Source organism: Legionella birminghamensis (assembly GCF_900452515.1).
In the GTDB taxonomy this organism is placed as follows: domain Bacteria; phylum Pseudomonadota; class Gammaproteobacteria; order Legionellales; family Legionellaceae; genus Legionella_C; species Legionella_C birminghamensis.
Genome location: NZ_UGNW01000001.1, coordinates 3,020,913 through 3,035,605 on the forward strand (window position 1 = coordinate 3,020,913; position 14,693 = coordinate 3,035,605).

The window sequence follows — 14,693 nt, forward strand, 5'->3', positions numbered from 1 at the left end:
ATTTCTTACAAGTATTATTTACTACAGTATATGTGAGATAATTAATGTATAAATATTTAATTCTTAGGGTGACAAAAGATATATTTGTCTCATTTACATGTTTCCTAAGCCCTTATCCTAATTCTTTTGAACATTTACTTTAAAGATATTTGGAAACAATTAGCGTTTACAGATATTATACGTAAATATTAACGATGAGCTGCCCATATGTTAGCCAATTTAAAAGTTATCACTCCATCTTCAGAACAGAGTAAAGAGCTATGCGACCTATTAATAGAATCTATAACTATGAATTGTGCAGCTGATTATAATAATGACCCTCAGATTATGAAAGAATGGCTGGCAAATAAAACCCCAGAAAATATTTCTCAATGGATCAACTCAACTAATAATATATCGTTAGCCGCGCTTGATACCCCTAAAAGTAAACTTTCAGGTTTTGCTTTAATGAATAAAGATGGGGAAATATTATTAAATTATGTTCTTCCTTCTTATATCTATAAGGGCGTTGGTAAAGTCTTATTGAAGGAAATGGAACATATTGCCAAATCATCAGGAATCCAAGCACTTTCAGTTGTAAGTACAATAACAGCAAAAAACTTTTATGAAAGGAATGGTTTTGTTAAAAATGGCGAACCTGAATATGTAGGTGACATCTTAGGGGATTTCCCTCTAATAAAGCATCTAAATACCGCATAGTTATAACTTCCAATTAATGCGTAGATCAATGGTTAACAACTCCAAGTCCATTAGATTCACTTCAGAATTAGCATCTATAGAAGTACGCAAAGTATAGCTTATCCCATAGTGAGAAAAGCACATTTTTAATGTTGTAATTAAGTGTCCCAAATCAAATAATAGATCCTGATAAGCTACCCCATTTGGGTATCTAGACATTACTCGTTCAATGGTTCCTTTAAATACAATTCGAATATCAACGTCCTTACAATACTGCTTGTTTTGAACGCAAATTAGTGAATGTAAATAGGGATGATATTTATAAATACCTGGCGTGATATTTCCCCCATTGTTTATATGAATAATTGGAAAGAAAGGATACCTTGCTCCATTAGAAGGGATAAATTTTTTTATATGGGGTTGAGAATTAAATTTGGCTGAGCATTTTATACCCGACGAAAAATATAATATTGCGCCTAAAAGATCTTCCTTGGCGAGTTTGTTTTTAAATAAAATAGGATTTAAAAAATAATAATCTCCTATTATTTCATCACTTGAAAAGGTTTCTCTATATATTTCATGCCTAGCAGTTGCTTTATCCTCTACCTCTGTTACTGCTTGTAAATCAGCGTAATTTACATAACGCTTCTCAGAATACAATAAAGAAAATTTATGACCGATTTCTTTCCTGTGAGTAGTCGATTTTTCCCCTAATCTGCGCTGAATTGCTTTAGAAAATTGCTCCCCATTAGTAAAGAAGCTCTTTATGAATGTGCCTAAGTTTTTTTCAACCACATATTCTTTATCTCGTTCGTAATCCAATACTAATAATTTATCGTTAACTAATAATATATCCATTAAGTTAAATTTCCTGATAAATCCAATAGCTGATTTGCTTTATAATATTTTACTTTCCAAATCCATAGGGAGCCCATTGCTATTAAAATATTATTTAAAATCAGTAAGGATAAAAGTTCATTAAAACTTTCAAATGATAAAGAATATACAATGGCTATCATGAGCATGTTAATTAAGAAAACAATATAAAAAATAGTATTGTATTTAGAAATACCCTTTAATGGCGTTATACAAATTAACATCAATGATTCAGACAGAAAGAGTGCGACAATTATAGCAATATTATTTTGAGAAACATTTGCGTCTATTTGGTACAACTTTATTATGTATGGATAGAGTGCATACAGGAATAAAGAAATAAATGCTAAAGTTAACATCAAAAATTTTATATTTCTTTTCACCCCTCCTAATCCACTAGAGCTTTCTATAGATTTCGAAATGTCAATAGAAACAATTGTTAAAATTGAATAAATTGGAAGAATAAGTATTTCTTCAATTTGAATGACTATTCGATACAATCCCGATAAATGATATAGATATTTTGTTACAAAAAACCCCATTAGACAAAAGAACGAAAACTCACAAAGGGTTATTAGTGCTGAAGGAATTGAATTAGTGAATATTTGTCTCAATGTAGATATAGTGATATTCCCGAATCTTAAATAATCCCCTATATTATATTTTGGCGATAATTTAGTATTTATTCTGTTTGCTAGAAACAAAAAAATAAACACCGTACTTAGAGCAATAAGTTTCACTGCCACCGCTTTATCAGTGCAGCATTTATATATAAGGAGATCAAAGAAAACGTTAAACACGAAGGCATAGCTCATTTCACGAAAAAAGGAAACAGGAGAGTCTAACAACGTACTCGTCATTCTTACATAAATAAAAATGATACCTGTTAAAAGCCCCATCGAAACTATTTGAAAATATTGTTGGAAAAGCCCTTGTGAAATTTTTGGTAAGTAATAAGTGCTTATATATGAATTAAAAATACTATTAGTGAAGATAATTAATAAGGCGAGAGAGCATATTAGAATTAATCCTGACTTCAATATACTACAACTGTCTTTAGGATTAAGGGCAACTAAATTTGCAATCGGAAATACGAAGGCAACAAGAGTCATAAATTCCGTTAAATATATAAAAGAAGCTAGTGATTGGGCGATAAGAGCATTTGTATCCACCCAAGAGCAAAAAATAGTATCGGTAATACCCATACATAATAAGCCAATACTAGACAAAAATAACGGTAATGCTTTTTTTATTGTAGAAATATAATTATTCATATTCGCTCATAAAATTAAGGTAAAAATTACAATCTTGAACGGAATTAGCAATCAAGAAATCATAAGCACTCACTGGCATTTTAAAATATTTATCTCTAAAAAATTTAGAAAAAATGTGGTGAGTACTGTTAAATCCACTTTTTTCATTTGCTAAGTGTTCATATTTATAAATATCAGACAAAATCATATCGACAACCTGCAATGTATTTGCGATATCTATATTTAGAATTTTGTTGGCGGGATCGAATATATTGAATTTAGTTAAAAGAACTAGGAAGGCTATTGCGGTATCTCCCTCTACTTCTTTTGAAAACATGCCTTTATCTGATGTCCAATGCTGATTAAAATTATAAATAGATGCTCTGAAGATTCGCTCTGCCATAATAATTGCAATGACATTATAAAATTCTGATGAAAGAATTCCCAAACTAATATTTTCAATGATGATTTTAATCGTTGTTAAATCAACTCTGAGTTCCTCAATAAAACCATAACTTTTTTTCGAAAATTTATTAACATTTTGGCTAAATAGAGGTAACGGCCCACTATTATGACAATATTCGTGAAGTAACAACCAGCGAGCGAAATCATTAGCCGTTAGAGTGTTTAACAACAAATTATTTCCATCCAAATAAATGTCATAGCCCAAGGAAGAAATAACCTTACATGCGATTTCTTTAAATCTGCTCATTAAAAGGTTAATAAATATGAAAGTTAATTTAAATCCATCTTTAGCTTGATCTAGAAAATATGGAAAAAAAAGGGCGGAATGGATTTCGTTTATTTCAAAAACACCACCTTGGGCAAATAATAGATCACATAAAACTATATTATCAACGGGTATTAAATTGTATTCCTGGTGATTGATACTAAAAGGTTTAAGGCCAGATAACTCTTCATAAATATCCTTATATGGCCCTTTCTGGATTGCTATCCCTGTTTTTTTTGTTTTTAATGGCTGTTTAATTTGTTTCCCATTAAATAAGATGTGCCAAATTTCACTATCATTCAAAAATGCTTGCTCATTATAATCGCTTACTAAATTTATAAAGGTTTCATTACTTGATAGAAGGATTGGCTCACAATCACCAGAATAAATCCTCTGAGATGCCTTAATTGTTTTTGAGTTTGAAATAAGTTTAAGATGAATATCTTTAAACATGATCTACTGCCTGGAAAAGGCAAAGTTTTAAATCTGTTAAGATTTGAGAATGCCGTCTAATAATGAGAGGTCTGGGTATAACTTGGGTAGATAGATATTTACCAGGATAAATATCTGTATAGTCGGCACACTCTTCCATGAACTCCGTATTATCTTTTACCTTACTTGTCGCCTGTAGTAGGGAAAGGCCCTCAAAAAATGCTTTTTCAATTGTTTTTTTCAGGCTTTGATTACAAGCTGCCCCTATTACATGTTTATAAAGCGGATGCCATACAAGGCAAAAATAAAATGAGGGATAATATATTATTATTTTTTTGAAAGATTTCAGTATGGAGATATCATCCACTCCATGAATTTTAATATCCGATTCTTTCACTTCTGATAATGTTCCTTGCGCCAAAGTCTCTAGTAACGCATTTTTAATATGATGCTCATAATATTCGTTTTCAGCAGCAACGATTGCTAGATGTGATTCAGTGTGGCAAGCATGTCCATGAGTACTAAAAGTAGCTTTAATGGAGAAATAAGGGGTAACAAGGGATAAAGGAACAAGTTGTTGATTAATATCGGGAGTATAGTGCGCGTCATTAATAAACTCTATTGGACCAACAAATGGAGAAAGAAAAACCAATCTTTCAATTAATTCCGATAGGGCCTTTATAAGAGAAAGATCTTTAGTGTAATGGCAGCCCGATGCATAAACATATTTCTGATTAAGTAGCTCATTATCTAAAACCACTCTGATATCAGTTATAAATAATTTCTCAAATTGAGTAACATTAAAACGATCAATGTTGTAGTTTTTGTTTAAATAATTCCAGACATATACCACATCCATTTTATGTCCTTACATTACTACTGCATATAACGGATAATCATCAGTTGATAAACAATGTGTTGAAATATCTTTTTCGATTAAAGAACCTAGAGAAATTGCACTGATACCTAGGGCAGCAGCATTTAGCAAAATATTTTGTGCAATATGACCCGCTTGAAAACAAGCAAATTTAAAGCCTCTGGCCAAGTACTGCTTGGAAAGTGTCTGTAAATCAGAACAAATTATTATGCAGTAGTTGGCAGAGTTAAAGTCTATGCTTTTTGAATAAAACAATGCTTCTAATGAAGTTGCCAGAGAGTTTGCATAATTTAACTCATAAGTTTTAGGATCATAATTATATAATTTTACCTCTTCGCCTTTAGTATTACTCAGAACTATAAGATTCATAGTTGGTAACCCCCCTGCTTGGGGAATGGTATACGACCCTTGGTCATTTTTTAGTGAGTAAGAATTAAACAGAATTTCTTGCAGCATAGTTACGCTGACTTGGTTTTCACAGAATTTTCTGCAACTCTCCCTTTCATGTATAGCGTTTGAAAGTATGTTTTTATGATTCTTATTACGTGCATTTAAGTAGCGATGAGCATCAAAATCTGAAAAATCAGGATGGTTATCATGCTCATAATTAGCAGCAGCCCCTAAGTGCTCATATGAGCATATTTGAAATAGTAATTCGGAGGCTGTTTTTTTATTACTCATTACCCAATCGCCACTGTGTATAATGGAATTTCCTCAAAACCATCAATATTGAGAAGATTACTCGCTAGTTCATCTTTTATAGCTGGAGTTAAAAAAGTACTGTAATCAATAGCTGTACTATAAAATATATATTGGTGGGCAAATTCCGCTACGTTGACCAACATATTACGATATGCTCTTTCATGTTTATATCGTGCCATATACCTCGTAGAATTTGCTGTTATTAAAAACAGACAACCTCCCATTGAAGCCTTCTTTTGTCCAATACACATATCAGCAACAGTTTCCTCAAAGTTACCTGATTTGAGTAATATTAAATTGTGATTTTTTGGATCATAATGATACAACCCCTTGTCTATCCCTTCCACATCAAAGATAAAGATATAGGTTTCAAGAGCGCTAAAGCTGGATTTATATAAATTTTTCGTGCTATTTTCTAAGTTTAACCGATTATTCAATAGTTCAGAATTAGCTGCGGCTAAGATATTGGATAAGTCACTTAATAAAATACTCTTTTTCTTAAAAGGTGAGAAAGAATCTCTTTTTAATAAGACCTCTTCTAAAGATCTTTCTTCAAAAACACTTAAGTTAGGAGTAGGTAAAATGCATGTGGGTAAATCAGAATATATTTTCCATATGTTATGAGGCTCTTTATTGTCAAAAAAATATTCTTTTTTATCTTCATAAATACTATTGCCATCATCTATGCATTCAACATTTTGACTCTCGAGATGATAAATTAATGCATTAAGCCATTTCCTTTTCGCCCAATGATTAATTTGATCAACAGGATAACCTTCTGTGGTATCTAGTAAAATTTTTTTATCAAGTAAACTACTAATAAACGATGATACTTCTTCTTTTTTAACTTTTAAGTTATCAGCAATATGTAATTCTATATTGTCTCTAGTTAGGCCGCTATTATAACAATCTAAAAAAAGCATAAAGAGATCTTTATTTACTTCAAATTTTTTTCTATCAATAAGTAAATTTATTAAGCATTTATCTTGCTCTAGATTTTCTATTTTAATTAATGGATTTAATTTCATAATATTGAGTAGCCTAAACATGATTCAAGATAATTATCAACGCCTATGATATTTTCTACTTCTTTTTCTAAACACGAATAGCCTACATATAAATTTAAACCATATGTTTTGGTTAAAAGAGCTAAATTTTGTGTTAAATGGCCAAGATCAAACTGCATGACTCGATAACTTCTGCTCTCTCTATAGCGAAACATGCTTCTTTCGAAAATGCAGGTATAAACAATAGCCAAAGAAAAATCGAACTGTCCTCTTTTTTCATCAAGTAAAAGTTTCGATCTGATTAAATTATCTATCTCTGATTCCGAATATTCTTTTACTAAATTTAAGGCATGTTTTTCTACGTTGTAATGATATATTCCTGGCGTTAAATTCAGATCCGGATTTTTAATAAAAAAATAGGTTTCAATCGGGTGCCTAGCTCCTCCAGACGGAACTGTTTTTCGTATGTGTTTACCCGTTACTTTCATATAACGGTCACCAATTTGCCCAAAAGCAAAATAAATCAGTCTACTTAACAATTGAAAATTTAAGTTGCGTGGCTCTGCTGTTTTTAAATGGCTAGGGATTATTTTATATTTTTGATCAATCGCTGGCTTTTCTAAGAGGACTTGATCATCTTCATAGGACTTATAATTTGAAGGCGTGTTTTCTACAGCTACATACTCCTCCATAAATCCAACATCTTCTTTATCAAGCATTTTGGTATTGTATTGAATCTTAGGAAGGTTGTTGGTGTGAGTATGAAAGCTCCACGCTTCAGACCAACCATTTTTGTACCATAATTCTTCTGCGCTATCTGAATTGTATTTACGTAAAAATCCACGAGATATTAAATGAAAAATTGTTTTTTCTGCAAAATTTTTATCATTTATATTTTGATTAATTATTGAAATATAGTCGATTGCATTTGCAATTGATTGAGGTTTGGCCAAATAAGCAATAACATCAAGAAATGGCTTATTAACAAGTGACTTAAGGTTGTAACTAACCAGCTTGCCTGGATTATGCAAGAATACCTCGTCGTTTACGCAGAGTATTCTTAATTGTCTATCGAAACAAATCATTTCCATATTTTAAACCCAAATTAGCAAAAAGGAAGAAGATTAACTCCTTCCTAAAATTTAGAATTAATGCTTAATTAGCATTGGCTTCTTCTTTTGATTCACTTGCATTTGGAGTCTGAACAGAAATACAACCCTGACGAGCGACAACACCATTCATATCTTTTTCAATTTCAGAAATTTCAAAAATTTCATCAATAGAGTTAACTTGATTTTCCATAACATCTCCTTCAGTTAAATTTAAAAATGCAGTACTACTGCGCCATGAATACTATCATATGGTCTTTTTTTCTTCAAACTGTTTTTAATTTACGTGTAATATTACTTTGATATCAATTGGTTACTAAGTAAAATAAAAGCTTTAAAACTTAGGGCATGTAACTATTTTTCACCACACTCAGACCCTTCGTTGCCGACCGTAATAATGAAAGCAGTCACTTTCCAACTTCCATTTGATACCCAACTTATCTAATGCTTCAGTCGCTATAACTTCAAATGGCTTAGAGTATCTAGCTCAGGAATTGGCATGAGCTCAGCCTAGGCAAATCAACCATGTGCGATGTTAATGATAATACCTTCATCTATAAAAGGACTCAGCGCACGATTTAAACGTAATTGCTCTCGATTAGATAATCTTGGGTAAAATCATCTCTCGAAAATACACAGCTTCGAATACGATTAATTTTATTTCTTAACTCATTACGAAAGGCCTTGTTGTAATGTTCTTTATGCTTATAGCTTATTCACCACTACGTCACAAATAGTCATTTTTATTAAAACCAAATGACTTTATGTAAATTACCAATAAAGAGCTAAAATATCCTTGCGTGAGATTTGCGTGTTTGAGTACGACACTGTTATACTCAGTACGACATTTGTAGTGGTATCCCGTTGCAAATTATTACTTTAAAATCAACGAGTTATTTTATAGGAAGAGGGCTCATAATCCGTTGGTCCTAGGTTCAAGTCCTAGTGGGCCCACCAATTAAAGTAAGTAAAATCAATAGATTATAATAAATTCTTCTAACCACCTCGAAAACCAGATGGGGATTTTTGGGAAAATTACTCACGCAAAATCACTCAAACCAGAATCCAAAACCAATATAACTTATTGTATTATATGGAATTTATTTTTATAACCAACGGGTTATTAGTCCTCTGCTTCAAAATGTATGTAATTCAATCAACTCTACTCATGATTCAACCAATCCAAAAGCTTTAACCAGTATGCAGGGACTGAGCGTACTATTGATAAAAGTATACAGAAATACCATATAAATATAGAGTTTCTGTATACTTAATTAAATAATCGCCTTAAGTAGACATTTATACTATAATTATATGGAATAAACGTCCACTTAAATACACTTATGAATAAAGAACACGCCATTAATGTACTGAGAGAACAAGATAAACAAAGCAAATACATCTTTACTAATCGCGATCTCTCTAAGCTATTTCCAGAAGACTCTTTTAAAACGTTCAATGAAGGACTGAAACGTCTGGTAAAATCAGGAATACTTAAGCGCGCTTGCCGAGATATATATGTTAATGAAGATGCCAGACAATTTGACAGTTATGTCATCGAACGTATTGCGAAAACACTTAGACGAGGCGAGTACAATTATGTCAGTTTGGAGTCCATGCTATCCGAATATGGCGTCATCTCACAAATTCCTATAGATAGAATAACGATCATGACAACAGGCAGAAAAGGTATCTACAACACTTCCTATGGAGTTATTGAATTTACACATACTAAGCGGACAGTCAAAGATATTCTCAATAACACCACCAAAATCAATGAACGACCGCTTAGAATGGCTACTAAACAAGCCGCTTTAAGAGACCTAAAACGAGTTGGTCGAAATATGAATTTAGTTAATTTGGATGAATTAGTATGATTAAACCTACTGCCATTAACAGGGAAGATTTTAATTTATTAGTAGAACTTGCCATGCGGGAAGAAGGTTATTCGCATATGAGGCCTGTCATTGAAAAAGAATTATTACACTATGATTTGCTTTTTGCTCTGGATAAACAAGGGTTGTTGGATAAATTGACCTTTCAAGGCGGTACATCACTTCGTCTATGTTATGGCTCTTCACGTTTTAGCGAAGATCTCGATTTTGCTGGAGGTCATGATTTTACCACGTCAAAACTACTGGCTATGAAAGAGTGCATTGAAGGCTATATCGCTTCTCGGTATGGTTTGGATGTAACGGTGAAAGAACCGGCAGAAATGTCTATTGAGCCTGAGTATCAAGATATTAAAGTTGATAAATGGCAAATTGCCATTACTACATCACCAACTCGAAAGGACTTGCCAAAGCAAAAAATTAAAATCGAGGTATGCAATGTCCCCGCATATACAAGAACACCACAGGCTCTAAATGCTAATTATGATTTTTTACCTGACGGTTATGGCGATGTACTGATCATGACAGAAAGTCCAGATGAAATTATGGCCGATAAATTAATCTCTTTGGTTAATACAACCAAATATGTACGTCATAGAGACATTTGGGATTTACGCTGGCTACAGCAACGCGGAAGTTCTATTAACAAACAATTCATTTTATCCAAAATCAATGATTATAAAATTAGTGATTACCCAGCCAAACTTGAAAGCACAATTGCAAATATTGAAAAAATCATCTATAGCGAAGCATTCCATAATGAGCTATCACGCTTTATTCCTTTAGATGTTCAGGAAAGAACTCTAAAAAAAGATAAGTTTAAAGAGTTTTTGATTAATGAAACTCAATTATTGTTATTCGAATTGATGGCGTTATTAGATGGCAAATCAGAGCCAGAGGAATTTTATATTTAAGGATTATTTTGTCGTTCACAGATGGTTTCCTATGTCTGCAAATAGCAGCATTCAATTATTGAATTTAATTCCGTTTGAATAGGTCTCTAAGGAAAATTTACCATCCTTCAAAATTAGAAGTGCATGCCCATCAACCACATCAGGAAGATTAATATTCCACAATTTTTTATACCAGGATTCATCCCTATCGATAGGCCTTTTTATTATCTCATAAGCTAATATGGCCTCATCTGTAAGGCGACCTTGCTGGTATTGTTCTTCTATTAAATCAATATCGCTCTCTAGCCAATCTAAGGATTCATTCATTTCCCGGATAGTAAATTGATTCCAGGTACAGGTAAACGGTGCACCCATATGACCACTGATCCAAAAGTTAGGCATAAAATGCATGATTAGACGGGATAATAGTGGTTCTTTCCCTGGACTGACATGCGAAACAAATATTGAAGGTTTACTTTTATTTTTAACCTGCTGATACAAAACGCCAAATTGATTTAATACAGTCCATACCTTTCCCCCATTTCCTGCAATGGGTTTATCGAATAGCTTTTTACTTACTAAAAAATTTCCTCCTAAGCCATAAAGAGAAAATTCAAGCTCACTTTCACTGGTGTGAAATTGATAAAAGTGGTGTTCGTCAAGCACGTGCAGATTTTTAACATTGAGATTAGTATTTAATTGCCTTAAAACTTGCACATCTTCATGATTTCCCCAAACAGCATATATAGGAACGGCGAACTTCTTTTTACCTGAGATATAATCTGGAAAGTCACCTAATAATCGATTTTCTTTGACGATTTCTATTAACCTTTCGCGACTCGTTTGTTTATCAACCTCATATTGTCGCCAAACTGGCGAGTGAGATACTAACAAGCGTAGTTCCCTAGGGCTGAGTCGATAAATGCTCTGTTCATCATAAAACCCAAAATCACCGGCATGAATCACCATGTCTGCATTAGTTTGAGCTACCATCTGATTGATGATATCCAAATTTCCGTGGGTATCACTGATTAGTAGGATTCTGCGCACTTTAAGACCTGTAGTTTTAATTTCAGTCATGTTAAGAAAATCTGATTTTGTTAACATGACAAGTAAGTCATGTTAACATTTTTAAGTATTCTTAACATGGGCATTTATCTGAAACTATATAATTAATCAAAAAAATTCACCACGCAGTGCGTGGTAAATCTTCTAATAAATTATCACTAAGTTCTAATCTGATGCAGAGATAAAACAGGAAGATGTGTAATACAAAATACAGAGCCCAACAAAATCATCAAAAATTGATAGCCCATATTATTGAATGATGCCTAGTTTGGCCCTCTTAAAATTAAGCGCAATTTTTTCAATTGACAAATAAAACTATTTTTTATAACTTACAAAGTAACGCTTTTCCTAAGCGTGCCCCCTTCCAGTGCAAAACTCTCAGTGAGTAGGAAATTCGATTTTTATATTTAGAAAAATAAATATTAGGGAGGGAGTGTTTATTTTTCGCTAATATGAGGATCGAAATAATGTCTTTGTCTAAAAGTATTCCTTCAATAAGGTCTCTTAAATTATCTGCAAAACAAATAGCCTCAACTAAGAGCATTCCACTAAGCCAAGCTCTTGATCTTGTCGCCAATGATTATGGATTTACTCATTGGACATTGATGCATAAATATTTTAAATCAATACGCATAAATAATCTTGAGTCCATTTGGCAATCATTTCTTCCTGGAGAAATGTTATTGTTATCTGCCGCGGAAGGTGCGGGGAAATTATCTTTTGCTCTTAACCTTGCTTTGTATGCAGCACAAATAAAATTACCGGTTAAATATTACTCTATGCATTTTAATGAATCCTTCATTTTTGAGCGTTTAAATAAAATTTCATGTTCAAATTTAGGGAGTTGTTCGCAACAAGAGCAATACATGGAGGTAGTGGAAAAATGTTTTGATCAAAAAACTTTAATTGAAAAAATTAAAAAAGATAAACCTGGTTCTTTATTAATTGTTGATTATTTACAAGCCATTGTGCCCCATAGAGAAATGGATCCATATAATGATTTTGTGCGTGAGTTGAAATTAATTGCACAACAACATGCATTGAGAGTATTAATACTCAGCCAAGTCAATAAAGAATTTAATTTTGAATCTTTGGAGTATATTGCAGGCGGACGTTCAATCAGCAGGCATTTCACACACGTGATTCATATAGAACCTCAGCAACAAGCAAATAAAGACGAACGCGGAATCTTTTTAGTTAAATCAATACATTACCAAAAGCAAAAATTGTTTTTACAGTTTAATAAAGAGAATTATCTTTTTCTTTAATCATTTTATCCTTGCGTGAGATTTGCGTGTTTGAGTACGACACTATTATACTCTGTACGACATTTGTAGTGGCATCTCGCGACAGATTATTATTTAAAAATCAATGAGTTAATTTTAAGGTTGGGGGCTCATAATCCGTTGGTCCTAGGTTCAAGTCCTAGTGGGCCCACCAATAAAATCAAGTAGTTACGTGTAGTTCGAAAAAAGTGAAAACCTCTGAGGGGCACTGATGGGGCACTCAGAAACAACAAATGGCAACAATGCAAAACAAAAATCAACACTGGATAACCAGTGCTTATCTCGCAGGATGGATTGATCCAGGAGTTATAGTCGAAAGTGGTGTATGACAAGTTAAGTTAGGTGGCGTATTCTGTTGATTGTTCTTAGCGGGAACAAAAATCAACAAAGGAGATACGCCATGAAGGATTGTAGTCTAAAGCTTGCGTCAGCACCAGAGAGAGAAAGAGGTCTAGAAGACCCGTTAACTGAGGTGTTAAGGGAAGGAGCCAAGGAATTAATAAGAAAAGCAGTAGAAGCGGAGTTATCCGAGATGCTGTCAGCCTATTCTGAAGTGCGTTTACTGGATGGCCGTCCTTCAGTGGTTAGGAATGGTTATCTGCCTTCTCGCCAGATTCAGACAGGAATCGGCGAGGTGGAAGTTCAGGTACCTAAGGTAAGGGACCGCAGTGGCTCAGGCATTCACTTTAACAGCCAGCTATTGCCGCCTTATTTAAGACGTACTAAAAGCCTGGAAGAACTCATTCCCTGGCTGTATTTAAAGGGGTTATCCACGGGTGATTATACGGATGCCTTATCGGCATTGGTTGGAGAGAGTGCGCGAGGTTTATCGGCCAATACAGTATCCCGCTTAAAGGAAAAATGGCTTGATGAGCACAAGGAGTGGCAGCGCCAGGATTTAAGGAGCAAACGCTATGTTTATTGGTGGGCAGATGGTATTTACAGCAAGGTTCGTATGGATGATAAACTGTGCCTTCTAGTGATTATTGGTGTCACCGAGAGCGGATTAAAGGAACTTGTTGCCGTTTGTGATGGCTATCGGGAATCAACGGCTAGCTGGGAAGAAGTGCTGTTAAACTTACGTCAACGCGGTCTTCCTACAGCGCCTAAATTAGCGATTGGGGATGGTGCCTTAGGGTTTTGGGGAGCGATAAGCAAGGTTTATCCAGAAACCCGGCATCAACGATGCTGGGTGCACAAAACAGCTAATGTGTTGAACAAACTTCCCAAGTCTATGCAGCCTAAGGTAAAAGCCTCGCTACATGAGATTTGGATGGCTGAAAAGCGAGAAGATGCCTATAAGGCGTTTGATAATACAGTTGCGCTCTACAGTGCTAAATACCCAAAGGCCATGGAGTGCCTTGTCAAAGACAAAGAGGAGCTGCTGGCTTTCTATGACTTTCCAGCAGAGCACTGGATCCACATACGGACAACTAATCCTATTGAATCAGCCTTCTCCACAGTACGCTTGAGAACTCATAAGTCTAGAAACTGCGGCTCTAGAGACACCACTTTGGCCATGGTATTTAAACTGATGGAGGTCGCTCAAAAACGCTGGATTAAAATCAGAGGGTTTAACTTATTAACTTTGGTTATTAATAATGTGAAATTTGTAGATGGAGTACAAATTAGTAAACAGTCAGACAGAGTGGCCGCCTAATGGGCATACACCAGATTTGACAATAACTCTTGATCCAGCCACTGATGTGGTCGCTTCTATTAGACCAATTGCTGAATTTAATTCCATTTGAAGAGATCTCCAATGAACATTTATCCTCTTTAAAAATTAAACGTGTATTAAAGAACATGAACAAAATTTCATATACATTCCATTTTGGACGAAGTTATATTCCATATTAGACGGACCAATAATCCATAATAGACGATGCT

General features: G+C 33.9%; 14 protein-coding genes. 5 read left to right on the forward strand and 9 right to left on the reverse strand.

What is annotated here, in order from left to right; all coding sequences use genetic code 11:
- Window positions 1-207 precede the first annotated feature (207 nt).
- Window positions 208-699, forward strand: a complete 492-nt coding sequence (locus DYH42_RS12895) for a GNAT family N-acetyltransferase (RefSeq protein ID WP_083503107.1) — start codon at window positions 208-210, stop codon at window positions 697-699.
- Here the strand turns inward: DYH42_RS12895 and DYH42_RS12900 are convergent, their stop codons facing one another.
- The 8 genes from DYH42_RS12900 to DYH42_RS16640 all read right to left on the reverse strand — a co-directional run bounded on the left by DYH42_RS12900 (window position 700) and on the right by DYH42_RS16640 (window position 7,857).
- A complete protein-coding gene (locus DYH42_RS12900; RefSeq protein WP_058523449.1) occupies window positions 700-1,536 on the reverse strand; it encodes a nitroreductase family protein in 837 nt (278 codons plus the stop codon).
- Window positions 1,536-2,828 carry an MATE family efflux transporter gene (locus tag DYH42_RS12905; RefSeq protein ID WP_058523448.1) on the reverse strand — a complete coding sequence of 431 codons (1,293 nt, stop codon included), beginning with the start codon at window positions 2,826-2,828 and terminating at the stop codon, window positions 1,536-1,538. The genes DYH42_RS12900 and DYH42_RS12905 overlap by 1 nt, the downstream gene beginning before the upstream one ends.
- The gene (locus DYH42_RS12910) at window positions 2,821-3,990 is read right to left on the reverse strand and encodes a hypothetical protein (RefSeq protein WP_058523447.1); all 1,170 of its coding nucleotides are present in this window, start codon (window positions 3,988-3,990) and stop codon (window positions 2,821-2,823) included. The genes DYH42_RS12905 and DYH42_RS12910 overlap by 8 nt, the downstream gene beginning before the upstream one ends.
- Window positions 3,983-4,828, reverse strand: a complete 846-nt coding sequence (locus DYH42_RS12915; RefSeq protein ID WP_058523446.1) for a hypothetical protein — start codon at window positions 4,826-4,828, stop codon at window positions 3,983-3,985. The genes DYH42_RS12910 and DYH42_RS12915 overlap by 8 nt, the downstream gene beginning before the upstream one ends.
- 9 nt (window positions 4,829-4,837) lie before the next feature.
- Window positions 4,838-5,527, reverse strand: coding sequence for a nitroreductase family protein (locus tag DYH42_RS12920; protein WP_058523445.1), 690 nt, complete (start codon window positions 5,525-5,527; stop codon window positions 4,838-4,840).
- A complete protein-coding gene (locus DYH42_RS12925; protein WP_058523444.1) occupies window positions 5,527-6,576 on the reverse strand; it encodes a SagB/ThcOx family dehydrogenase in 1,050 nt (349 codons plus the stop codon). Before DYH42_RS12925 ends, DYH42_RS12920 begins: the two co-directional genes overlap by 1 nt.
- A complete protein-coding gene (locus DYH42_RS12930) occupies window positions 6,573-7,646 on the reverse strand; it encodes a SagB/ThcOx family dehydrogenase (RefSeq protein WP_058523443.1) in 1,074 nt (357 codons plus the stop codon). Before DYH42_RS12930 ends, DYH42_RS12925 begins: the two co-directional genes overlap by 4 nt.
- A 64-nt stretch (window positions 7,647-7,710) precedes the next feature.
- Window positions 7,711-7,857 (reverse strand): hypothetical protein, encoded by a 147-nt coding sequence (locus DYH42_RS16640; protein ID WP_157062388.1) that lies wholly within the window; start codon window positions 7,855-7,857, stop codon window positions 7,711-7,713.
- A 1,150-nt stretch (window positions 7,858-9,007) separates the two neighbouring features.
- Between DYH42_RS16640 and abiEi the strand changes: the two genes are divergently transcribed.
- Both abiEi and DYH42_RS12945 read left to right on the forward strand, forming a co-directional pair.
- The gene (gene abiEi, locus DYH42_RS12940; RefSeq protein WP_058523442.1) at window positions 9,008-9,541 is read left to right on the forward strand and encodes a type IV toxin-antitoxin system AbiEi family antitoxin; all 534 of its coding nucleotides are present in this window, start codon (window positions 9,008-9,010) and stop codon (window positions 9,539-9,541) included.
- A complete protein-coding gene (locus DYH42_RS12945) occupies window positions 9,538-10,470 on the forward strand; it encodes a nucleotidyl transferase AbiEii/AbiGii toxin family protein (protein WP_058523441.1) in 933 nt (310 codons plus the stop codon). Before abiEi ends, DYH42_RS12945 begins: the two co-directional genes overlap by 4 nt.
- A gap of 51 nt (window positions 10,471-10,521) precedes the next feature.
- On the opposite strand, the gene DYH42_RS12950 is transcribed toward DYH42_RS12945, so the two are convergent.
- Window positions 10,522-11,556, reverse strand: coding sequence for a metallophosphoesterase family protein (locus DYH42_RS12950; protein ID WP_058523440.1), 1,035 nt, complete (start codon window positions 11,554-11,556; stop codon window positions 10,522-10,524).
- 428 nt (window positions 11,557-11,984) lie between these two features.
- Between DYH42_RS12950 and DYH42_RS12955 the strand changes: the two genes are divergently transcribed.
- Window positions 11,985-12,785 (forward strand): P-loop NTPase family protein, encoded by an 801-nt coding sequence (locus tag DYH42_RS12955; protein WP_058523439.1) that lies wholly within the window; start codon window positions 11,985-11,987, stop codon window positions 12,783-12,785.
- Between the two features lie 418 nt (window positions 12,786-13,203).
- Window positions 13,204-14,463, forward strand: coding sequence for an IS256 family transposase (locus DYH42_RS12960; protein ID WP_058506442.1), 1,260 nt, complete (start codon window positions 13,204-13,206; stop codon window positions 14,461-14,463).
- The last annotated feature ends 230 nt before the right edge of the window (window positions 14,464-14,693 follow it).

Excerpts from the sequence above, each read along its gene's own strand:
- DYH42_RS12895 (WP_083503107.1), top strand. The coding sequence starts at position 208 with ATGTTAGCCAATTTAAAAGTTATCACTCCATCTTCAGAACAGAGTAAA.
- DYH42_RS12900 (WP_058523449.1), bottom strand. The coding sequence starts at position 1,536 with ATGGATATATTATTAGTTAACGATAAATTATTAGTATTGGATTACGAA.
- DYH42_RS12905 (WP_058523448.1), bottom strand. The coding sequence starts at position 2,828 with ATGAATAATTATATTTCTACAATAAAAAAAGCATTACCGTTATTTTTG.
- DYH42_RS12910 (WP_058523447.1), bottom strand. The coding sequence starts at position 3,990 with ATGTTTAAAGATATTCATCTTAAACTTATTTCAAACTCAAAAACAATT.
- DYH42_RS12915 (WP_058523446.1), bottom strand. The coding sequence starts at position 4,828 with ATGGATGTGGTATATGTCTGGAATTATTTAAACAAAAACTACAACATT.
- DYH42_RS12920 (WP_058523445.1), bottom strand. The coding sequence starts at position 5,527 with ATGAGTAATAAAAAAACAGCCTCCGAATTACTATTTCAAATATGCTCA.
- DYH42_RS12925 (WP_058523444.1), bottom strand. The coding sequence starts at position 6,576 with ATGAAATTAAATCCATTAATTAAAATAGAAAATCTAGAGCAAGATAAA.
- DYH42_RS12930 (WP_058523443.1), bottom strand. The coding sequence starts at position 7,646 with ATGGAAATGATTTGTTTCGATAGACAATTAAGAATACTCTGCGTAAAC.
- DYH42_RS16640 (WP_157062388.1), bottom strand. The coding sequence starts at position 7,857 with ATGGAAAATCAAGTTAACTCTATTGATGAAATTTTTGAAATTTCTGAA.
- abiEi (WP_058523442.1), top strand. The coding sequence starts at position 9,008 with ATGAATAAAGAACACGCCATTAATGTACTGAGAGAACAAGATAAACAA.
- DYH42_RS12945 (WP_058523441.1), top strand. The coding sequence starts at position 9,538 with ATGATTAAACCTACTGCCATTAACAGGGAAGATTTTAATTTATTAGTA.
- DYH42_RS12950 (WP_058523440.1), bottom strand. The coding sequence starts at position 11,556 with ATGTTAACAAAATCAGATTTTCTTAACATGACTGAAATTAAAACTACA.
- DYH42_RS12955 (WP_058523439.1), top strand. The coding sequence starts at position 11,985 with ATGTCTTTGTCTAAAAGTATTCCTTCAATAAGGTCTCTTAAATTATCT.
- DYH42_RS12960 (WP_058506442.1), top strand. The coding sequence starts at position 13,204 with ATGAAGGATTGTAGTCTAAAGCTTGCGTCAGCACCAGAGAGAGAAAGA.